The 22,433-nt window shown below is 43.3% G+C and carries 20 protein-coding genes; 8 read left to right on the top strand and 12 right to left on the bottom strand.

All coding sequences use genetic code 11. The annotated features are described in order from the left end of the window. Positions 1–3: 3 nt before the first annotated feature. Positions 4–663, bottom strand: a complete 660-nt coding sequence (locus AC5FEC_RS02755) for a hypothetical protein (RefSeq protein WP_493661220.1) — start codon at positions 661–663, stop codon at positions 4–6. 227 nt (positions 664–890) lie between these two features. On the opposite strand from AC5FEC_RS02755, the gene pflB reads away from it, so the two are divergent. From pflB to AC5FEC_RS02730, 5 genes are all read left to right on the top strand, one after another. Next, positions 891–3,206 (top strand): formate C-acetyltransferase, encoded by a 2,316-nt coding sequence (gene pflB / locus AC5FEC_RS02750; RefSeq protein ID WP_493661219.1) that lies wholly within the window; start codon positions 891–893, stop codon positions 3,204–3,206. Between the two features lie 137 nt (positions 3,207–3,343). Continuing rightward, entirely contained in the window at positions 3,344–4,102 is a 759-nt protein-coding gene (locus AC5FEC_RS02745; RefSeq protein WP_156956328.1) for a threonine/serine exporter family protein, read from the top strand. Positions 4,103–4,106: 4 nt separating this feature from the next. After that, entirely contained in the window at positions 4,107–4,562 is a 456-nt protein-coding gene (locus AC5FEC_RS02740; RefSeq protein ID WP_037618510.1) for a threonine/serine exporter family protein, read from the top strand. A 283-nt stretch (positions 4,563–4,845) separates the two neighbouring features. Continuing rightward, entirely contained in the window at positions 4,846–6,024 is a 1,179-nt protein-coding gene (locus AC5FEC_RS02735; RefSeq protein WP_493661218.1) for a hydroxymethylglutaryl-CoA synthase, read from the top strand. After that, entirely contained in the window at positions 6,021–7,304 is a 1,284-nt protein-coding gene (locus AC5FEC_RS02730; RefSeq protein ID WP_493661217.1) for a hydroxymethylglutaryl-CoA reductase, degradative, read from the top strand. The genes AC5FEC_RS02735 and AC5FEC_RS02730 overlap by 4 nt, the downstream gene beginning before the upstream one ends. Positions 7,305–7,361: 57 nt before the next feature. On the opposite strand, the gene fni is transcribed toward AC5FEC_RS02730, so the two are convergent. The 7 genes from fni to gla form a co-directional block, all read right to left on the bottom strand. Next, on the bottom strand, positions 7,362–8,381 hold the full coding sequence (gene fni, locus AC5FEC_RS02725) for a type 2 isopentenyl-diphosphate Delta-isomerase (RefSeq protein ID WP_493661216.1): 1,020 nt from the start codon (positions 8,379–8,381) through the stop codon (positions 7,362–7,364). Next, a complete protein-coding gene (locus AC5FEC_RS02720) occupies positions 8,365–9,384 on the bottom strand; it encodes a phosphomevalonate kinase (RefSeq protein ID WP_493661215.1) in 1,020 nt (339 codons plus the stop codon). Before AC5FEC_RS02720 ends, fni begins: the two co-directional genes overlap by 17 nt. Beyond that, on the bottom strand, positions 9,374–10,321 hold the full coding sequence (gene mvaD / locus AC5FEC_RS02715; protein WP_493661214.1) for a diphosphomevalonate decarboxylase: 948 nt from the start codon (positions 10,319–10,321) through the stop codon (positions 9,374–9,376). The genes AC5FEC_RS02720 and mvaD overlap by 11 nt, the downstream gene beginning before the upstream one ends. Next, positions 10,303–11,181 (bottom strand): mevalonate kinase, encoded by an 879-nt coding sequence (gene mvk, locus AC5FEC_RS02710; RefSeq protein ID WP_493661213.1) that lies wholly within the window; start codon positions 11,179–11,181, stop codon positions 10,303–10,305. The genes mvaD and mvk overlap by 19 nt, the downstream gene beginning before the upstream one ends. Positions 11,182–11,303: 122 nt before the next feature. Further along, on the bottom strand, positions 11,304–12,239 hold the full coding sequence (locus AC5FEC_RS02705; RefSeq protein WP_148880733.1) for a serine hydrolase domain-containing protein: 936 nt from the start codon (positions 12,237–12,239) through the stop codon (positions 11,304–11,306). After that, entirely contained in the window at positions 12,236–12,970 is a 735-nt protein-coding gene (locus AC5FEC_RS02700) for a CppA N-terminal domain-containing protein (protein ID WP_493661212.1), read from the bottom strand. The genes AC5FEC_RS02705 and AC5FEC_RS02700 overlap by 4 nt, the downstream gene beginning before the upstream one ends. 213 nt (positions 12,971–13,183) lie before the next feature. After that, positions 13,184–14,053, bottom strand: coding sequence for an aquaglyceroporin Gla (gla, locus tag AC5FEC_RS02695; RefSeq protein ID WP_037618531.1), 870 nt, complete (start codon positions 14,051–14,053; stop codon positions 13,184–13,186). Between the two features lie 103 nt (positions 14,054–14,156). Here gla and AC5FEC_RS02690 point away from each other — a divergent pair, with 103 nt between their 5' ends. Beyond that, positions 14,157–16,442 carry a Xaa-Pro dipeptidyl-peptidase gene (locus AC5FEC_RS02690; RefSeq protein WP_493661255.1) on the top strand — a complete coding sequence of 762 codons (2,286 nt, stop codon included), beginning with the start codon at positions 14,157–14,159 and terminating at the stop codon, positions 16,440–16,442. 34 nt (positions 16,443–16,476) lie between these two features. Further along, on the top strand, positions 16,477–16,776 hold the full coding sequence (locus AC5FEC_RS02685) for a YbaB/EbfC family nucleoid-associated protein (RefSeq protein WP_062200091.1): 300 nt from the start codon (positions 16,477–16,479) through the stop codon (positions 16,774–16,776). Between the two features lie 138 nt (positions 16,777–16,914). Here the strand turns inward: AC5FEC_RS02685 and AC5FEC_RS02680 are convergent, their stop codons facing one another. From AC5FEC_RS02680 to AC5FEC_RS02665, 4 genes are all read right to left on the bottom strand, one after another. Further along, positions 16,915–18,669, bottom strand: a complete 1,755-nt coding sequence (locus tag AC5FEC_RS02680) for a glycerophosphoryl diester phosphodiesterase membrane domain-containing protein (protein WP_493661211.1) — start codon at positions 18,667–18,669, stop codon at positions 16,915–16,917. A 206-nt stretch (positions 18,670–18,875) separates the two neighbouring features. Continuing rightward, positions 18,876–19,370 (bottom strand): DUF536 domain-containing protein, encoded by a 495-nt coding sequence (locus AC5FEC_RS02675; RefSeq protein ID WP_493661210.1) that lies wholly within the window; start codon positions 19,368–19,370, stop codon positions 18,876–18,878. A 113-nt stretch (positions 19,371–19,483) separates the two neighbouring features. Continuing rightward, positions 19,484–20,212 carry a pseudouridine synthase gene (locus tag AC5FEC_RS02670; protein ID WP_493661209.1) on the bottom strand — a complete coding sequence of 243 codons (729 nt, stop codon included), beginning with the start codon at positions 20,210–20,212 and terminating at the stop codon, positions 19,484–19,486. A 9-nt stretch (positions 20,213–20,221) separates the two neighbouring features. Then, positions 20,222–21,373 carry an MFS transporter gene (locus tag AC5FEC_RS02665; protein ID WP_493661208.1) on the bottom strand — a complete coding sequence of 384 codons (1,152 nt, stop codon included), beginning with the start codon at positions 21,371–21,373 and terminating at the stop codon, positions 20,222–20,224. Positions 21,374–21,569: 196 nt separating this feature from the next. Here AC5FEC_RS02665 and def point away from each other — a divergent pair, with 196 nt between their 5' ends. Then, positions 21,570–22,202 (top strand): peptide deformylase, encoded by a 633-nt coding sequence (gene def, locus AC5FEC_RS02660; RefSeq protein WP_493661207.1) that lies wholly within the window; start codon positions 21,570–21,572, stop codon positions 22,200–22,202. Positions 22,203–22,433: the final 231 nt, after the last annotated feature.

The raw sequence follows: 22,433 nt of genomic DNA, 5'->3' as shown, positions 1-22,433 counted from the left end.
CTTTTAAAGCATAAATAAGCAAGTCACAATGACGAGAGTCTTCTTGTAATCTTTATTCACTAGGAGATAAACACTACCGAATAGAAAACCAGCCAAACAAGTTAATATTCCTGTCAAGACACTTCCCTTTGACAAGATATGCATCAAGCCCCATGTCAAACCTAAGAGAATACCGCCATAGGGAATTTTATCATTTTTAAACCAAGTCTCAAAAGCTTTTTGTCCGAAAACCAGTACCAGAGAAATCAGGAAACTTTCAGCAGCATAGTAGATATATTGAAATAGAAATTTCAACCAACCCAAATGCTGAAATTCAAGCAAAATTTTGAAGCCCTTCCAATCCCAGTATTGGACAAGTGTAATAAGGATAAAACTCAAGACAACCGCCAACCATTGCCAAACAGATACAGTTTTTTTCTCCGTTTTCAAAAGGTCAAAGCCAGTTTGTTTTTTAGCTAGAGCAATAATAGCGAATCCTAAACCTAACCAGCCCAAACTAGTCACTATCCAGTGAGCAATCATCTGAAACGTTGTAGTGTGATAAATTGAAATCCCCAAAAATCCTTCCACTGTCACCAGTAATAATTCAAATAAAAAGGCAGCAATAGTATAGAAGGCTAACCACAGAAAATCAAAACCCGTAATATTTTTACTTTTTTCCATGATAAGCCCTCCCTTAACTTTGTAAACTATCTAAGTTTATTAGACTCTTTTTCTGTTTTCATTTAATTTTTCAAAATTATAACACAGTTCCCCTCTATTTGTCAAACTGTATTATAAAAGAATGTCCAATTTCTCCATGAAAATCGTTTGTGAAACCGATTACCTTGTGATATACTTTAAATATAAATGTAACAGATGCTTGTTACTAGAATTAAGAGGAAAATCAAATGGTTGTTAAAACAGTTGTTGAAGCTCAAGATATTTTCGACAAAGCTTGGGAAGGCTTCAAAGGTGTAGACTGGAAAGAAAAAGCAAGTATTTCTCGCTTCGTTCAAGCTAACTATACACCTTATGATGGTGACGAAAGCTTCCTAGCAGGACCTACTGAGCGTTCTCTTCATATTAAGAAAATTGTTGAAGAAACTAAGGCTCATTACGAAGAAACTCGTTTCCCTATGGACACTCGTCCAACATCAATCGCTGATATCCCTGCTGGTTACATCGATAGAGACAACGAGCTGATCTACGGTATCCAAAACGATGAACTCTTCAAATTGAACTTCATGCCAAAAGGTGGTATCCGTATGGCTGAAACTACTTTGAAGGAAAATGGCTATGAACCAGATCCAGCTGTTCACGAAATCTTCACTAAATATGTAACAACGGTTAACGACGGTATCTTCCGTGCCTACACTTCAAACATTCGTCGCGCTCGTCACGCTCACACTGTAACTGGTCTTCCAGATGCCTACTCACGTGGACGTATCATCGGTGTTTACGCACGTCTTGCTCTCTACGGTGCAGACTACTTGATGCAAGAAAAAGTAAACGACTGGAATGCAATCAAAGAAATCGACGAAGAAACCATCCGTCTCCGTGAAGAAGTAAACCTTCAATACCAAGCTTTGCAACAAGTTGTTCGCTTGGGTGACCTTTACGGAGTTGACGTTCGTAAACCAGCTATGAACGTGAAAGAAGCGATTCAATGGGTGAACATCGCTTTCATGTCAGTCTGCCGTGTTATTAACGGCGCTGCTACATCGCTTGGACGTGTTCCAATCGTATTGGATATCTTTGCAGAACGTGACCTTGCTCGCGGTACATTTACTGAGTCAGAAATCCAAGAATTCGTTGACGATTTCGTTATGAAACTTCGTACAGTGAAATTCGCTCGTACAAAAGCTTATGACCAATTGTACTCTGGTGACCCAACCTTCATCACAACTTCTATGGCAGGTATGGGTAACGACGGTCGTCACCGTGTTACTAAGATGGACTACCGTTTCTTGAACACACTTGACAACATCGGTAACTCACCAGAACCAAACTTGACAGTTCTTTGGACTGACAAATTGCCATACTCATTCCGTCGCTACTGTATGCACATGAGCCACAAACACTCTTCTATCCAATATGAAGGCGTAACAACTATGGCAAAAGACGGATACGGTGAAATGAGCTGTATCTCATGCTGTGTATCACCACTTGACCCAGAAAACGAAGACCAACGTCACAACATCCAGTACTTCGGTGCTCGTGTAAACGTATTGAAAGCTCTTCTTACTGGTTTGAACGGTGGTTACGATGATGTTCACAAAGACTACAAGGTATTTGACATCGACCCAATCCGTGACGAAGTTCTTGAATTTGAATCAGTTAAAGCAAACTTTGAAAAATCTCTGGACTGGTTGACTGACACTTATGTAGATGCTTTGAATATCATCCACTACATGACTGATAAGTACAACTACGAAGCTGTTCAAATGGCCTTCTTGCCAACTAAACAACGTGCTAACATGGGATTCGGTATCTGTGGTTTTGCCAACACTGTTGATACATTGTCAGCTATCAAGTACGCTACAGTTAAACCAATCCGTGACGAAAATGGCTACATCTACGATTACGAAACAATCGGTGAATACCCACGTTGGGGTGAAGATGACCCTCGTTCAAACGAATTGGCAGAATGGTTGGTTGAAGCTTACACAACTCGTCTACGTAGCCACAAACTTTACAAAGACGCTGAAGCGACAGTATCACTTTTGACTATCACATCTAATGTTGCTTACTCTAAACAAACTGGTAACTCACCAGTCCATAAAGGTGTATACCTCAACGAAGATGGTTCTGTGAACTTGTCTAAACTTGAATTCTTCTCACCAGGTGCTAACCCATCTAACAAAGCTAAAGGTGGATGGTTGCAAAACTTGAACTCACTTGCTAGCCTTGACTTTAGCTACGCAGCTGACGGTATCTCATTGACAACTCAAGTATCACCACGCGCTCTTGGTAAGACTCGTGACGAACAAGTTGATAACTTGGTAACAATCCTTGATGGTTACTTCGAAAACGGTGGACAACACGTTAACTTGAACGTTATGGACTTGAACGATGTTTACGAAAAGATCATGAGTGGTGAAGACGTTATTGTTCGTATCTCAGGTTACTGTGTAAATACTAAGTACCTCACTCCAGAACAAAAAACTGAATTGACACAACGTGTCTTCCACGAAGTTCTTTCAATGGATGATGCACTTAGCTAAGCCTCTTTCCTAATCTTAAAACCAGCTGAAAATCAGCTGGTTTTATTTTGATTTATTGCGATAGCTTTGGTCATTTGTGTTATAATAGAGTTATTGTGAAATGAGGAAAAGGGGATGAAATGGCTGAGAACATTTCTATGAAAGAAGAAAAAGATCTTAATCTGGCCGTGGATGTCATCATGTTAGCAGGTACACTTCTCTTGCAAAGTGGCTCTGAGATTTACCGAGTTGAGGACACGATGATCCGCATCGCCCATTCGCAGGGAATCATGGACTGCAATGCCTTAGCCATGCCTGTCGCTATTTTCTTTTCAATTGAAAACACCAATATTTCGCGAATGAAGCGGAATATCCATATGAACTACAATATCGAGAAGGTCTGTGATGTCAATCAGGTTTCTCGGCAACTGGTCAGTGGTGCAATCAGTCTAGAAGAGGCTTTTGAGCAGCTGAGGACACTCAAATCAAAGAAAGTTCCTTATAATAAAAAAGAGCTAATTACGGCTGCAACACTCAGTGCTCCCTTCTTCTCCATCATGTTCGGCGGGAATTTCTACGATGCTATTGGGGCTGGAGTGGCAACTTTATTTGGATTTTCCTTCTCCCTTTATGTCGACAAATACATTCGGATTCCTTTTGTCTCGGCCTTTGCTGGAGCCTTCGTCTTCGGATTATTGGCTCAGGTCTGGGCCCGTTACTCAGGTTTCGACTCAACAGCAGATTTGATTATCGCAGGTGCCGTCATGCCCTTCGTCCCAGGAATTGCTCTGACCAACTCGGTACGAGACATTATGACCAACCACATCAACTCCGGAATGAGCAAGCTCTTTGAATCGCTTCTCATTACTCTTGCCCTTGGTGCGGGCACTTCTGTTGCCCTTGTTTTAATGAAATAAAATTATGACACTACTCACATTTATTCTGCAAGCAATCGCTAGTCTGCTTGCCATCATTCTTTTTTTAATCGTTCTAAATGTCCAACGCAGCATGCTCATCCCTGGGGGCATTTTGGGAATGAGTACTTGGCTCCTTTACCTCCTGCTCAAGGGACCGACCAATGTTATTGTGGCAACTTTTATCGCCGCGATCATTGGCTCCTGTTGCAGTCAGATTCTCAGTATCGTCCTCAAAACGCCGGCTGTTGTTTTCATTTTAGCCATTCTGGCTCCCCTGGTTCCCGGCTACATTTCCTATCGGACAACCGCCTTTTTTGTGACAGGTGATTACAGTCAGGCTATGGTCAATGCCACCTTAGTTGTAATTCTAGCTTTAGTTATCTCCATCGGGATGGCCAGCGGGACTGTAGTACTGAAGATTTACAACTATTTGAAGAAACGTCAAAAAAAGACTACTTAGATTACTAGTTCTAAGAAAGTCCACCAAACATAAGGCGATCTGCCCATCCTTGTAAAATGTATGCAGTCATCTTTGCTGAAATAGGCAAAGATGACTTTTCTACAGCAGCTCATCAGACTGGATAGAAATCGATCTTCCTCCGATTTCACGCATTTTTTGTACAAAATCCGTCTTAAGTCTGATTTGGACAGATTCAGCATTTTTTATAAGAGTTTTACCCCCAAGTATGGTAAAATAGTGTTCAGATAATATTAGATATCAAAGGATTTAAAGAGGTCTTACTATGACAATCGGAATCGATAAAATCGGTTTTGCAACAAGCAATTATGTTTTAAAATTAGATGATTTGGCTGAAAAACGTGGCATCGACCCTGAAAAATTAAGTAAGGGCCTCCTACTCAAAGAATTGAGTATTGCACCCATTACAGAGGATATTATTACTTTGGGGGCTTCTGCTGCCGAATCTATTTTATCAGAGAAGGACAAACAAGAAATCGACATGGTCATTGTCGCAACTGAATCTGGGACTGACCAAAGTAAAGCTGCGGCAGTTTTTATTCATGGCTTGCTCGGCATCCAGCCCTTTGCCCGCAGTTTTGAAATCAAAGAGGCTTGCTATGGAGCCACGGCAGCACTTGACTATGCCAAGCTGCATGTTAAACAGTATCCTCAAAGCAAGGTCTTAGTGATTGCTAGCGATATTGCTAAATACGGTGCCCATACTCCGGGAGAACCGACTCAAGGAGCTGGTTCTATTGCAATGCTCATTAGTCAAAATCCACGGATTTTATCTTTCAACGAAGATAATGTAGCACAAACACGTGATGTTATGGATTTTTGGCGTCCAAATTACTCGACTACGCCATTTGTTAACGGAATCTATTCTACTCAGCAGTATTTGGACAGCTTAAAGTCAACTTGGGCTGAATATCAGCAGCGCCATAAAGTCTCACTCAAAGATTTTGCGGCCTACTGTTTCCACTTGCCTTATCCAAAACTGGCCCTTAAGGGCATGAAAAAAATCATGGATAAAACCCTGCCAGAAGACCAGCAGCAAATTCTAAAGGATAATTTCGATAAATCTATTCTTTACAGCCAAAAAGTAGGAAACATCTATACTGGCTCGCTCTTTCTGGGCCTGCTGTCCCTTTTAGAAAACTCTGACAATCTAAAGGCTGGTGATAAGATTGTTCTCTTTAGTTATGGCAGCGGAGCAGTGGCTGAAATTTTCAGCGCAAATGTGGTGGACGGCTATGAACAGCAACTTTCAACAACACGCCTCCAAGAATTAGATCAACGCCTGCCTGTATCGATCCCTGACTATGAGCAAATGTTTTTTGAAGAAGCCCAGCTAGATGAAAACGGAAATGCTCACTTCAGCGGTTATGAAAATCAGGTCTATGCTCTGACTGAAATTGCTGAGCATCAGCGAAAATATATTAAAGTTGAGAAAGCGCTATGAAGCTAAATTGGACTGGATTTTCAAAAAAAACACCCGCTGAACGGCTAGAGTTCCTAAAAGAGAAGGAGCTGATTGATTACGAGCATTGGCAGCAACTGGCAGAGCAGCAAACCCTCTCTCTGGAAACAGCAGATCAGATGAGCGAAAATGTCTTAGGCACTCTGGCTCTCCCTTATTCCATCGCACCTGATTTTCTGGTAGATGATAAACTTTATCAGGTTCCTTTTGTAACAGAAGAACCTTCTGTTGTTGCTGCCGCTAGCTTTGCGGCCAAGATTATCAAACGTAGCGGGGGCTTTACAACCACTGTCCACAACCGCCAGATGATCGGTCAGATTGCCCTCTACGATATACCGGACGTCAGCTCAGCTCTTCATCAAATCCAAGAAAAGAAAGCTATTTTGCTGGAACTGGCCAACCAAGCCTACCCTTCCATTGTCAAACGGGGCGGCGGTGCTTGTGACCTACGGACAGAACTTCTGAAAGGAGAGACCGATTTTCTGGTCGTTTATCTTCTTGTCGATACTCAGGAAGCCATGGGAGCCAATATCCTTAACACTATGCTGGAAGCTCTCAAGGAGCAGCTCGAGTTATGGACTGGTGGAGAGAGTCTGATGGCCATCCTATCCAATTATGCTACAGAAGCTCTGGTGACAGCTAGCTGTGAGATTGATTTCCGTCTCCTCAGCCGTGACAAGACCGAAGCGGAAAAGATTGCTCGGAAGATGGTCCTAGCCAGCCAATTTGCTAAGGCTGATCCTTATCGCGCCAGCACCCATAATAAGGGGATTTTTAACGGCATTGACGCCGTTGTTTTGGCAAGCGGCAATGATTGGCGCGCCATTGAAGCTGGGGCTCATGCCTACGCTGCTCGTTCAGGCTCTTACCAAGGCCTGACCAGCTGGACAGCTAACTGGACAAATCGCAAACTGCAAGGTCAACTAACCCTGCCTATGCCTATCGCAACCAAGGGGGGCTCTATTGGTCTCAATCCGACGGTTGCAGCCAGTTTTGACCTTCTAAATCAGCCTACAGCCAAAGAGTTGGCTAGCCTAATCGTTTCTGTCGGCCTGGCGCAAAATTTTGCGGCCCTCAAAGCCCTCGTCAGCACAGGCATTCAGGCTGGGCATATGAAACTGCAAGCCAAATCCTTGGCTCTTCTGGCAGGTGCGCAAGAACAGGAAGTTCCACTCTTAGTTAACCGACTAACAGCTGAAAAGAGCTTTAACTTATCTCTTGCCCAAAAGATTTTGAAAGATCTACGAAAAAAGAATCAATAAACATAAAAATCACATGCAGTCCGTTTTTTAACAGACTTTCTGCATGTGATTTTTTGCTTAGTTGTCCCTTATCTGACTGAGTTGATCCCGGCCTTCTTTCAGGCGACCGTAAAGCAAGTAAGGGACTTGTTTTAGTTCTTCTAGATTTCGACAGGAAAGGGCGCACATGAGCAGACGCAGATCAGTCTTCCAACCGTTAAGGATGGCAACAACTTCATCTACTGAATGATGTTCGACCAATTCCAGCATTGTCCGAGATAGACCGACTGCTTTGGCGCCTAGAACCAAGGCCTTGATAATATCTAATGGGTGGCGGACTCCTCCACTGACTAAAAGTTCGGTCTCTTCCCGCAAATCCTGTAGATTGAGCAGAGCCTGCAGGGTGGTCTGACCCCAGTCATTGAGATAATCTCGCTGCCCGCTTCTGCGATTTTCGATGTAGGCAAAGCTAGTTCCTCCGCGACCAGAAATATCAAAGGTCTTGACTCCCATAGCCCGAGCCGCCTCTAGACTCCTACGATCCAAGCCAAAACCAACCTCTTTTACAACAATTGGCAGAGATAGCCTGTCCGCATAATCTTTGAGATGGTGTTTCCAAGCTCGGAATTCCCGCTCACCTTCTGGCATCAGAAGTTCTTGCATAAGGTTGACATGAAGCTGCAGAAAGATAGGCTGTAGGTCGGACACTGCCTGCTGGCCAGCTTCATAGGGCTTGTCCAGTCCAATATTAGTAGCTAGTAATAGAGCAGGTCGCTCCTTAGCTACCCTATAAGAATCATCCGCTGGATTTTTAAGAGCAGCACTGTAGGAGCCCGTCACGAAAAGAATGCCACAGGTCTCTGCTATCTGAGCCAATTTCTCATTGATTTCTTTGCCTTTTGGACTGCCACCGGTCATTGCATTAATATAAAAAGGGAACTCCCAGTCGCGACCAGCAAAATGAGTTGACAAATCAATTTCGTCTAAATCATATTCTGGGAGCGAGCGATGAATCAACTCCATCTCATCAAAGCTATTGTAGCCCGGAGTCTGCTCCAAAGCGTATTTTATATGGTCATCTTTACGACTCTGACTCATACTCGCCCATCCTTTCTTGGTGTAATAATTCAATCCCTGCTAACTGCCAGCGCTGCAGCAGGATCTGCTTATCTTCGGCATTAAAAACCAGCGCAATTCCACAATCTCCACCCCCGGCACCGCTGCTTTTTGCTACACAGTCTAGCCCCTCGGCTACCGCTTTCAACTGGCTTAATTTCGTTGTATAAATAGCTGGACTGAGTCCTGCTAACAGACTGCTGACTTCTTCCAGACTGGCCTTTACAGCCGTCTTATCCCCACTTGTCAGAGCCGCAGCCAGAAGATTCACCTGTTGCTGAGTCTGTGATAAAAAGTGATCGTCAATAGCTGACTTAACCTGCTCAACCAAGTCTTTGGAAATAGCTGGCTCCTTGGTCCAACCAACTAAGAAATCACAGGCTAAAGCAGGCTGAATACGACGAATCTGGTAGCCCCAATCTTGGGCAAGAACTGTCATCATATCGGTTGCGGCCAGCTGCTTTCGAATGTGCGCTCGGTCAAAAGAACGATAAAAGACCAAGTCTTCAAAGGCAATGCAAGCCAAATCACCCATAGAGCCGTTGTCTCCCCGTCGCAGCAGGACAAAAGCGGCCAGCTTAAAAAGCAGCTCCGCATCTACATTCATCTGATAAAAAGCAGCCATTGCTTTCAGTGTCAAAATCACTACACTACCACTGGAGCCAATCCCAAACTTTCTCCCTTCCCTTTCCATCTTGCCACTGATAGTCAGAGAAAAGGGCTGGGAAGTGACCCCCTGCGCCAGTAACCAATCGTTCATGACCGCAATTGTCTCCTGAATCAGGGCATAGTCCGCATCCGGCTCCAGAGAAGCCTGATGATTAAACATATCCGAAGCCAAACGATAGGTAACGGCGGGTTGAATTCTCCCCGTCATAAAAATAGGAATATTTTTAATCAGGGCTGCTTGACTAGGGCTAAGCACAGCATACTCACCCGCCAGATAAAGTTTTCCACAGGTTTTTACAATTCGTTCAGACTTCATCAGGTAAATCCTTTGTTTTAGAAACAATTAGGCGGTATCTTTCTTCAAATATCGGAACCAGATGGTCCAGATCTTCTTCTAAACAAAGAACCTTAACATTCGGCCCAGCATCCATGGTGAAATAGCAACGCTCTCCTTTTTGACGCAACTCCTTGATGAAGTCCATTGCAACATAGGATTGGTCAGTTAAATAGCTAAAGGGCGGCTGGGCTGTCTGGGTAGTCGAGTGCATGAGTAGGGCATTGCTTTCTGCCAGCTGACCGACCCTATCAAAATCGTTGTCCTTGAGGTAGGCCAGCATATGCCTATAATCCTGCGCAGACTGCTCAACCCATTCCTTAAAATTGCTGGACGTTGCTTGGCAGATCCTCATGCCTTCCCGACTGGAGATGGGTTTCCTTTCATCATAAAGGACCAGCATAATCATAGCCAGTTTTAGATCCGTTTGGACGGGGTAAATAGCACCACTATCCTTATCCCAGGCTGACAAAGGGCCAAAAAAGGAGCGAGCTGAGGAGCCGGAAGCAAACTTAGCCAGTTGAGCCAGCTCTTCTGTTTCATAGCCCGTTTCAAAATAAGCATTACAGGCTTTAACTAGAGCAGACAAGCCACTGGAACTAGAAGAAAGCCCTGCTGCTGTTGGCATATTGTTGCGGGTGTCAATACGGACAAAATCAGCTGAATCCTGTCTGAAGCGATCAATAATGCGCGACATCTTCTCATGCTCGGCTTCATTTTGCAGCTGATCATTAATATAAAATTCATCTCTCGTCGCACCAGCTGGCAGGGGACTCAATCTAGTCTCGGTGTACATGTTTTCTAAGGTTAGGGAAATACTGCTGGTTGATGGAATCATCTCTTTGGCATTTTCTTTTCCCCAATACTTAATAATGGCAATATTAGCATAGGATTTGACGCTTACAGGCTTTCTATCCATGTGTTTACCGCACCTTTCTCTCTCAGTAGGACGGCTAATTTTTCCGCCTCACCTTTTTCTTTTACAAGGGCAATGATACAGCCACCTAAACCGCCCCCACTCATTTTGGCGCCTAAGGCACCATTTTCGACAGCCAGACTAACCAGAGCATCTGCTTTGGGACAGGAAACACCCAGCTGAGTCAATTTCTCGTGCGCTTTGGTCATAGTTAGCCCCATGGTTAGCAGATCTTTTGCAGCGATGGCCTTTTCTACAATTTTAGTCAAATTACCCAGCTCCTGTAGTAGAGGCAAGGCTTTTTGTCCTTGATTCTCCACAACTTTGATAGCCTCGCGGGTATGCCCGTAAATACCGGTATCAGCAATCAGCAGATAAGCATTCAGATTCAGCTCAATCTCGCTGAAACCCAGATTGCGGATGAATTTGATGGCTACATCGCTAAGACAAGTTTTAGCATCTAGACCACTAGGATTCATATGAGCAATCATCTCTGCTCGATTGACTAAGATTTCTAGAGTCTGATCATCCAACTCCTCTTCAAAATAGTCAAAGACAGCTCGAATAGCCGCAATACTGACCGCCGCAGACGAGCCCATCCCTCTTTTCTCAGGAACCATAGATTTCACCTGACAGCGAATTCTGGCTTCCTGTTTCCCCAAATGTTCCAGACTCGCAAAAACAGCCATAGACAGGGTATCGTCCTTGTAGAGAGTCCAGGTGGATTCAGATGGAAATACTTGGCAAGTGACCTCAATATTATTCAGTGGCAGGGAGATAGCTGGATAGCCATACACGACCGAGTGTTCCCCCATTAAAATTATCTTACTATGTGCCGTCCCGACACCTATTTCTTTTGTCATTTTTCTTCTCGATAAATCTTTCTCTCCTTTTTATTTTAATATACTTTTACAAAAAAAGCGATTGTTATCTTTGTTTTTCCACGACAAAAAAACTCCAGCATTTCCAGTCTGGAGTTCCTATTTTATAATTCTTTTTTGATCAGGTCCATTAGCTGGTTGCGATCCAAAATCCACTGAGCTCGCTCATCTTTTTCATAAGTTCTGTTAGATAGAAAAATAACAGCCTTTTGCTCAATTCGGTTATACATAATAAAAGTACCCGTATAGCCTGTATGATCCAGCCAATTTCCATCTATATTCCAGCCCAAACTGCGAGCCTTCCCTGCTTCTCTGGAAAAATTCTGGGTCAATTCGGAAGCAAAATCATCCTGTAGATAATGTTCCAAGAAACATTGTAAATCCTTTACAGTAGAAAACAGTCCTGCACTGCCAGCATGAATTCCCAACACACGCGCCTTAGGATCGTGCACTAAGCCCCCCTCTACACCTCGCACCGTCGGTACTGCTTCTTTTACAGGACCAAAACCAGTTTCTGAAAGCTGCCAAGGCTCAAAAATTTCCTGCCGAAAGAGAGCATCTAAGGACTTGTCAAACATCTCTTCTAACATAAAACCTAATAGCAGAAAATTGACATCCGTATAGCGAAATGACCTATCCTCAAGAACAGTTAGATGGTTAAGTGCTGCCTTCAGCTCTTGAGCATTCAACTCATTACGACGGGGAATATAAGGATCCAGCCCAGAGGTATGGGTCAACAGCTGCCGCACCGTGACCTGATTATCATGAAAAGCAGGATAATAATGCCTCAAAGGCCGATCCAGCTCTAGAGAACTGCTATGAAACAAAAAAGCAGCTACAGTCCCAACACCAACCACCTTACTGACGCTGGCCAAATCATAGACCAGTCCTGGCCGTGTTTCCTCCTTGCGACTGGGATCTGCCAGCCCAAGGTAAAAGTCCTGCCATTGTCCATCCCGATACAAAGCCAAACTGGCGCCAGGATAAATTCCCGCCCTCAGCTGTTCATCAATTTTTCCAAGAATCATTTCGATACTCATGCTTCAAACCACAGTTCAATCTTATTCGGGTCTTGACTGAGTAAAAATTTATCAGACTTCGGTATGAAGATTTCCTGATTTTGAAAAACTTCTTTCAAAAGATTGGTATCCAAGGTGACTAGTTTACATTTCAGCATAGCCAAATCCCAAGTTTTTTCATTACTCACTGACAAGTCTGGCCCAAATGCCTCCTTAAAAACCAGAAAATCACAAGCATTCTCAATCTTTTGATAAAAGGCTTCCGCTTTTTCAACATCAGAAACATGAAGTTCCAGTACCTCAACATCAAACTGGCTGAGCCCAATAAAATCCTCCCGCTTTTTAAATAACGGCACCTCTGCCACTTCTTTAAGAGAAGAAACCTCTGTCTCAGCATGTAGCAAAATCCGATCGCCTTCTGGAGACAAAGCTTCAAAAGCGTAACCGACTTTGCCTCGGTAAAGTTTGAGACATTCCGGTTTTTGAGCTAATAGAGCCTCTATTTCTTTAGGCTCTTGCACTTTAATTATGAGCCTTGATAATTTTTTAGGCCCTTTTACACGACGCGAGCGCATGCTTGGAGATTCTTCTAAAATCAATTTTTCTGTTTTAGTCTGATCTCCCAAAGATAACAGAGCAGCTTCTTCCAACAAGGATTTCATCCCTAGAGTTTTTACATAAAAATCTTGATTAAGATTGCGATTATTTACTTTTATTACCGGAATAATCCTTGTAATATGATTTGTACTCATAACTTCCTCCAAACCATTTTATTGTAATAGATTTTGATTTTTTTTACAAGAAATTATGCGCAAATCAACAATTTTTTAAACATTTTATCTGACCATATTAAAAAACTGAACGAGACGAAAACAGTCCAGTATTCTCCGACCCTTCAGACGATTAATAAGTGGACAGCTGCCAAATAAAAAAGACCGAGATTTCTCTCAGCCTTTGAATGTTTATTATCCATAAATAGCTTTAAACAGAGCAACTGCTGCAATCCCTGCAAGAATCGGAGCTGCAACGGGTACCCAAGCATACCACCATTTTGAATCACCCTTGTGTTCACCAAGGACTGATTTTGGCAAAATAGCGTGCAAGATACGTGGTCCGAGATCACGGGCAGGGTTGAGACCTGGGCCAGTAGGACCACCAAGTGAAGTTACCAATGCCATAACTAGGAAACCAAGCGCCAAGTGAGCGACAGAAAGACCAGCTGCTGTGTGAGGCGCAATTTGTGCTTTAAGAGCCAATTGAGAAAAATCAGCTTTTTGACCTGTTTGTTCAGCTAATTGCTTCATGTATTGAAGAGCTTCTGCTCCAAAGTAGTGTTTTGTCAAGCCCATTGCTGCAAAGAAAAGAACAAAGGAGCCAACAAACTCATTGACAAATCCATTGATTGTTGCTGCTTTACGAGATTCAGGCGTTCCGTGATCCAAACTTGAAATTGTTGAGAAAGTACCTAAAATATTATTAGGTTTTTCTGTTTTTAAGTAGTAAGGATGATGTGTTGCCACAACCAAAGCCTGTCCAAAGATCGCACCCAAAACTTGCGCAACGATATATGGAGCCACTTGTCCCCATGGGAAGTATCCGCTAATTGCAAGCCCTAAAGTGAAAGCAGGATTGATGTGGTTACCTGAGACATTTCCAAACATCAGAGCTGGAATCATAACCCCCATACCATAACCAACGGCGATGACCAACCAACCACTTTGATGACCTTTGGTGCCCTTTAATTCAACATTGGCTACAGCACCATTCCCCAAAATGATGAGGATGGCTGTTCCTAGAAATTCTGTGGCATATTTAATAGCCCAATTGAAATCCATTTAATTTCTCCTTAAAAAATTTTTTAGACAATCTATATTTTATCAAGTATAATGGATAATGTAAAGGTCATTTTAAATAAAAACAAGAAAAAGAGGAAAAATGATGCATTTTAATCAGTATAGTTACAGTAAGACAGCGCCTGAGAAAATGAAAGAAGAGTTGTCCCAGCTGGGCTTTTCTTTTGATCCGCAGCAGTCCGATAAGAAAAATTTTGAACATTTTCTGCGTCGCTGTTTCTTTCTCTATCAGAATACCGATTACCTGCTCCAAGCCTGGGCTGCAGATAGCGAAACAGACCTGCTGAGCTTCTTCCAGTCTGATCGAGAACTGACGGCTGAGGTCTTCTACATGACTGCTTTCCAACTCCTAGACCTTGTGCCTTTTATGGATTTCACCGATCTTGAGAAATTCCGGACGGAAAGCAACTTTCCTATCGTTTACGGCGCTCTATTGGAAAACCTCTACCAGTTGCTCAACACTCGAACAAAAAACGGCAATCTGCTGGTTGATAAGCTAGTCAGCGAGGGTTTGATCCCCGAGGACAATACCCACCACTACTTCAACGGCAAGAGTCTGGCAACTTTTACCAGCCATGATGCCATCCGCGAGGTGGTCTATGTAGAAAGCCGAGTTGATACCGATGGAGATGGCCTGCCAGATTTGGTCAAGGTCAGCATTATCCGCCCCCGCTATCAAGGGCAAGTCCCAGCTGTCATGACAGCTTCTCCTTATCATCAAGGGACCAATGACCCGGCCAGCGACAAGGCTCTCCACAATATGAATGTAGACTTAGCAAAAAAAGAGCCCCATCAAATCACAGTACAAGAGCCTGAGCTCAAATTGCTCCAGCTGGACGCGCCAGCTCCAGCTCAAGAAGTCTCTGAAGCCGAGGAAAAACTAGGTCATATCGGCACCTACACGCTCAATGACTACTTGCTGCCCCGCGGCTTTGCCAATCTCTACGTGTCTGGAGTGGGAACCAAAGATTCTGAAGGACTGATGACCAGCGGCGACTATCAGCAGATCGAAGCCTATAAGAACGTTATTGATTGGCTCAATGGCCGCTGCCGAGCCTTTACTGACCACACGCGCCAGCGGGAAATCAAGGCCACTTGGTCCAACGGCAAAGTCGCAACGACCGGCATTTCCTATCTGGGCACCATGTCCAATGGATTGGCTACAACTGGTGTAGATGGACTGGAGGTCATCATTGCCGAAGCTGGTATTTCTTCTTGGTACAACTACTACCGCGAAAACGGCCTAGTCACCAGTCCCGGTGGCTACCCAGGAGAGGATTTTGAATCTCTGACTGAACTGACCTACTCCCGCAACCTAAGGGCTGGTGACTACCTGCGTCATAATGATGCTTATCAGCAAAGTCTAGAGCAACAGCGTAAGGACCTAGATCGACAAACCGGAGATTACAATCAATTTTGGCATGACCGCAACTACCTGATCAATGCAGATAAGGTCAAGGCCGAAGTCGTCTTCACCCACGGCTCTCAAGACTGGAATGTTAAGCCCCTCCATGTCTATAATATGTTCCGAGCCTTGCCAGCCCACATCAAAAAGCACCTCTTCTTCCACAATGGTGCCCATGTTTACATGAACAACTGGCAGTCCATTGACTTCCGTGAGTCTATCAATGCTCTGCTGAGCAAGAAACTGCTAGGATGTGAATCAGACTTCGAACTGCCAGCAGTCATCTGGCAGGACAACAGCCAAGCTCAAAACTGGTTGACCTTGGAAGACTTCGGCGGGCAAGAGCAGAATCTTCATCTCCAACTAGGCCAAGACTGCCAATCTATCAAAAATCAATATCCAGAAGAAGACTATAATCGCTTTGCCAAAAACTACCAAAGCTTTAAAACTGAGCTTTTTGACGGTAAAGTCAACCAGATTACTCTGGACTGGACCTTGGAAAAGGACCTCTTTCTCAACGGAGCAAGCCAACTCAATCTTCGCCTCAAGTCCAGCACCGATAAGGGGCTGATCTCTGCTCAATTGCTGGACTTCGGACCAGCTAAACGCCTTACTCCGATTCCCACACCGATTGAGCCTAGAGTCATGGACAACGGCCGCTACTATATGCTGGACAATCTGGTTGAACTCCCCCATACTGAAACGCCACACCGTGTCATTACCAAAGGCTTTCTCAACCTGCAAAATCGGGCAAACCTACTGACTGTCGAAGAGATCATCCCTGACCAATGGATGGAATGTTCCTTCGAGCTACAGCCAACCATCTACAAGATGAAAAAAGGCGACCAGCTCCGCCTCGTCCTATACACTACTGACTTCGAGCATACCGTTCGTGATCAAACCGACTATCAGCTGACGGTTGATTTAGATAAGTCTAGCTTAGAATTGCCAAATATGGTAGAATAATAGTTGAATTTAAATACTGAGGAGAATTTCTATTATGATGAACATGCAATCCATGATGAAGCAAGCTCAAAAGCTTCAGAAGCAAATGGAAAAAGGCCAAGAAGAGCTGGCTGCGACAGAATTCACCGGTAAATCAGCCCAAGATTTAGTTGTAGCGACTTTAACCGGCGATAAAAAAGTTGTAAAATTGGAATTTCAAGAGGCAGTTGTCGATCCAGAGGATTTGGAAACTTTATCAGATATGACCATTCAGGCCATCAACAGCGCTCTTGAGCAGATTGATGAAGCAACTAAAAAGAAATTGGGTGCATTTGCAGGAAAACTACCATTCTAACTTTGGCTGATAAACTTATTCACCAGCTATAAAGAAAACTCTAGGCAAAAATTTTACACTGCTTAGAGTTTTTTTGTGACTTCATTTGTCTTTGTTGTATCAGCTATATTCTAGCATGATTGCTAAAATCAGCATTTTTTATGTAAAATTAAATAAATCTACTGCTTTATTCATGAGGAGGATGGCATACTCTGGATTATCTCTCAGTCTCTTGATTGAATTTTGAACCAGTTCTAAATCATCTGTGATAATCCCATCAACTCCTAGGCGGAAGGATTTGGCCACTGCATCTTCACTATTAATCGTCCAATCATACAAGAGTTTGTCTGAAGTCCAAAGCTTAAACACGAAGTTTTCATCTAAGGTTGAATACTCCATGGTGTAGCCTGAGGCCTTTGTCCTTGGGAAAATCGTATTATAAGGTAGGATGAAAAAGGTTGGGATTGACGCATCATATTTACGCACCTTATCAATCACGCGATAGTCTAAGGACTGAATTTGATGCCCGTAAATTTTAATCTTGGCTCCATAACGAGTCATAAAGCGCTCCATCATATCCTCAGAATCTAAATGACTGGTCTTAATTTCAATCAAAAGCCGTTGTCCTAATTGATTGGCTCGCTCCAAATAGCTATCAAAACTGGAAATTTTTGCTGAATAGCCATTTTCAAAAATGTCTAAAGAAGTAAGCTCATCCAAAGTCAGCTCTTGTGGCTTGGCATTGACACCAGCCAGCTGGCGCAAATTGGCATCGTGCATCATGACAAATTGACCATCCTTGGTTTCTTGCACATCCATTTCAATATAATCTGGTTTGAGAAGGGCTGTTTTTTCTAGCGATTCAACCGTATTCTGGACGCCATTGGCTTGGGAAACTCCTCGATGAGAAATCGTAAGCGGGATGTTTTCCAGCGGGAAATTTAAATAGACAAAGCTTTCAATCGCAAATACAGCACTGGTGGACAACAGTACAAACCAACGCATTAGGGGCAACCCTTTTCTATGTTGGTATTCCGCGAAAGAACTATCTGTCAAAAAGGCAATAAATTTAAGCAGGAAATAGGCCAACATGAAGTAATAAGCCAACTTAATCAAAACATAATTGACCATGGCACTGGCAAAAGAGATGGCATTCGACTGGCTATCGGCATATTGCTGAATCACTAAAATTGGGACAGTGATGAGAAGAAATAGTAAAAAACTTTTAATGAGCAGCCAAAAGAGACTCCAAGAATAATAAAGGACTCGTTTTTGGGTTTTCTGCAAACTGTAGCGAATGGCCTCTCGTAAAGGGACATGCTCAAAAAATAACTGAGGCAGGGCAAACATGAGCCGAACGGCTGCCAAATATATGAGAATACCAAGAACTGAAATCAAACCCTTCATCCAAACTGTATTCTGCAAATAGGTGACAATAAACTCCGGAATTAGAATTTTATTAAGATAATAAATCTTTAGGACATGGCGCAAAAAGGGAAAGAGAAATCCTGCATAAAGCGCTATAAACAGAATCTTACTGGGACGAGCATATTTAATCAAACTCCAACTGTCTTTGAAAGTTTGCTTGATAAATTGAAAAATGCTTCGCTCCTGCTTGTCTAAAAGATTGCGCACCCCCATAAAAATAAGGCCAATTTGGTAATAAGCTACTAAAAGATTGGCCACAAATAGACCCACAAATCCTAAAGAAACCAGCCAATCAGAAGTTAAAACTCCCAGAGCATTATTATAAGAAAAAAAGAGGTAACCTGTCTGCTTGAGTAAGGTCTCAGCTGAAAATGAATTAAAAGGGATCCATGCGTATTCCATCAGCATAAAATCCAAAAAGAAGAGCACCAATAATTTATCAAGGTTCCGATAAAGTCTTAAAATTCCTAATCTTTGTGATTTCATTTCTTTTCCTTTATTATTTTTTAGAAGTGTAGATAGTCTGGACCAGCCAACATCATACTTGGTCTGGAGGGCTGCCTGGCTGAGTTAAGGAAAAATCTGGCGGTCACAAAATGGCTCCAGCAAATCAATACTTGCTGTTTTTCCCTCTTGATTCTGATCCTTTTTTCACAAATAAATCTCAGCCTGTTCAACTGAGATTTTCTTTATTATCTTCCAAAGAAACGGGCGAAGAAACCTTTGCTCTCTTGCTCCTGCACCTTCTCCTTGGCTTCATCCAGCTCCAAGAGGAGGGTTTCACGCTCACTCATAGCCTTGGCCGTCAGCTGCTGCTGCTGGTCCAGCTGTTTGTCTTTTTCTGCAATCTGCACATCCTTGATACGGAGCTGCTCGTCTTTTTTAGCCAGCTGGCTATCTTTGGCCTTGAGTTGTTCATAAAGACGCAAAATCTCAGCATTTTTCTCATCCACTAAAATTTCCATCAGCTCGCGCTGCTTGACTTCTTCACTGACCGGCTCGTCTTCAAAAATCGTCTTTTTGTAAATTTCTTCTAACTTAATCAGGCCACTGCGAGTCACAACTGTGACTCCTTTTTCATTTTTTTCTGTATCCTCCGGCGGCAAGGCCTTGACACGGTTATTGATTGCCTGACGGCTGATTCCTAAGATCTCGGCCAGCTCGCTGACTGTCTTTTCAATTGCCATAATTTCCTCTGAAACTTTTTCTAGATATAGTTACCTAAATCTTATCATATCAAGGCTTAACTGTCAAATAGAGTAAAAGTGAAGCGATCAATCTGCTCCACTTTCCCAATTTCCTATAGTTCAACTTGAAAGATTTCCAAGCTCTGCAATTCTTCTTTGGTCAAGCGTCGCCATTGACCTAGCTCTAGACTTTCATCTAGCTGCAAAGGCCCCATGGATAAGCGCTGGAGGTCGATTACTTCCTTCCCGCAAGCTAAAACCATGCGCTTCACCTGATGAAACTTACCTTCTGAAAGGGTAATCTGCACCCGACTGGTCTCAGTTGTTTCATCCGTTTCTAAGATTTTTAGCTGGGCTGGCTGACAGGTGAAGTCTTTGAGTTCTATGCCTTGGGCAAAACGCTCAATATCCGCCTGATCCATCAGACCAGCAACCTGAGCCTGATAAAGCTTAGGAACATGACGCTTGGGTGACAGCATAGTGTGCGATAATGGGCCGTTATTGGTTAGAAGCAGGAGTCCATGCGTGTCTATATCTAGTCGCCCAACAGGGAAGACTTCCTTTTGACGGGCAATATCATCAAGCAAATCCAGAACCGTTCGATGCTGGTCATCCGTCGTGGCTGAAATGACTCCTTTGGGCTTGTTTAAAAGGTAATAAACAAATTTTTCATATTTTAATTCCTGACCATCCACCATAATCTGGTCAGACTGTTCATCAATCTGAGTCTTGGCTGATGTTACTACTGCGCCATTGACCCAAACTTGACGCTTTTTCAACAGTTGTTTGACTTGACTGCGCGAGCCAAGGCCGCTTTCGACTAAAAATTTATCCAGACGCATCTTTTCCTCCTAAACGGCCGTTTTCTTGACGATACTAAAGGCCAACACTGCTATCAAAACCATCAGCGCTCCCAAGATACCGAAGATAAAAGAGGCCTGACTTGAGAAATTGCCAATCAGACTCAGCACGAAGGTTGTAGAAGTAGCTCCGCTACTGCAGCCCAAAATCGCAATCGAAGTTGCTTGATTGAGGGACTTGCTGGGAATCCTCTCAGAAAGAATATGGAAAATTGCTATCAGACTGATATTATAGGCAAAGCCGGCAGCAATGGTAGTCATGCTCAACAGAAACAGATTGGGTGCAAGACCAATCATGATAAGAGTCAGACCGAATACCGCTCCTGCAAGAGTCAGCAAATTTTCCTTAAAATGATGCAGCAGGGGTGAAAAAGATAGGCCTGCTACAATCCCGATTAACTGCATGACTGAGAGAATCAGACCAGCTGTCTGAACACTTCCCATACCAGACTTCTCAACAATTCCAGGCACGCGCAGATTGATCACGACATTGCTCAAAACGATCACAGCCGCCACAAATGCCAGACCGATTGTCAAAAACCACTGTGAAGCTGTTAAACGTCTTCCTACCTGATGAGTCTTGTGCTGCTTTTCCTCCTTGCCATAGGGGACAAAGAGCAAATAGAGTGCCAAAACAATCAGACCTGACGCATAGACCAAGAAAGCGACTTCCCAGCCAAAGCGAAGTAGCTGGCTGACCCCCAGCGTCAACAGCGCTGTTCCAACAACTTCTGCCGAACCGCGCAAACCCAAAGTCTGAATCCGTTCCTTACCTCTATAACGCTCACTAATAATTGAAATCGCTTTGGCATTAAGAAGACCGACTCCCATACCAAAGATGAAACGCGAGGCAAAAATCACCCAATAATTCTGATTTAAGAGGGGAACAAAACCGCAGAGAGAAAAAATCAGGAGCCCCGTCACAATCATCTGTCGCTCGGATAAATATTTCTCAACTCGGCCGTTTAAGAGCAGCATCAGCATAATGCCGGCCGAAGGCAGAGAAACAAGCAATTCCACCCAGCTCTCTGGCAGGTCTTTATAGAAGGCAAACATAGCTGATTGAGCACTGGAAACCGAAAATGCTGTAGTCAAAACTAAAGAAAGTGAGAGGATACTCACTTTTTCCATAAACTTTTTCATTCTATTTTCCTTTAAAAATCACACTCCTTTTATCATACAGTTTTTTAGAAAAAGACGCAATCATCTTTTCTTAAAAAATCAGAAATCCGTCCACCTGTCTCCATTAACGCTACACTGACCACAATAAAAAGGTAGCACCTTCCTTTATTTCTTCTTCAATTTGTGTTATGATGAAGAGTAGAAAAAGGAGAGAATCATGTCTGTTATTGAAAAAACATCTGTTATTGATAAATTAACCAAAGCAGCTCATTTGATTGATATGAGCGATATTATCCGCGAAGGCAACCCGACCCTGCGTGCGGTGGCCGAGGAAGTCAGCTTCCCTCTGTCAGACCAGGAAATCATTCTGGGTGAGAAAATGATGCAATTTCTGAAACATTCTCAGGATCCAGTCATGGCTGAAAAGATGGGCTTGCGTGGCGGTGTTGGTCTAGCAGCTCCCCAGCTAGATATCTCCAAGCGGGTTATCGCTGTTTTAGTCCCCAATCCAGAAGACGAGGAAGGCAATCCACCGAAAGAAGCTTATTCATTGGCTCAAGTCATGTACAATCCCAAAGTTGTTGCCCACTCCGTCCAAGATGCTGCTCTGGCTGATGGTGAAGGCTGCCTGTCCGTTGACCGAGAAGTGCCAGGCTATGTCGTGCGTCATGCACGGGTGACCGTGGATTACTTTGACAAGGACGGTCAAAAACACCGTATCAAACTCAAAGGCTACAACTCAATCGTGGTCCAACACGAAATTGACCACACCAACGGCATTATGTTCTACGACCGCATTAATGAAAAAGATCCATTTGCAGTGCAAGATGGCATGTTGGTGCTGGAATAAAGAACTCACATATATCAAACAAAAATACCTAGACGCCTTTTGAACCGCACCCCAAAAGTTAGACAGAAAAAATCTAACATTTGGGGTGTTATTTTTATGAAATTAAGTTATGAAGACAAAGTCAAAATCTATGAGTTACGGCAAAATGGTGAAAGTATTAAGTCTTTGTCGGACCAGTTCAGTGTTGCAGAATCCGGTATCCAATATATGATTCGACTGATAGACAGATAC

The sequence above is a fragment of the Streptococcus sp. STC1396 genome, assembly GCF_058933875.1.
Note: the sequence above shows the minus strand (reverse complement) of the source record. Positions and strands in the feature narration are given on the sequence as shown.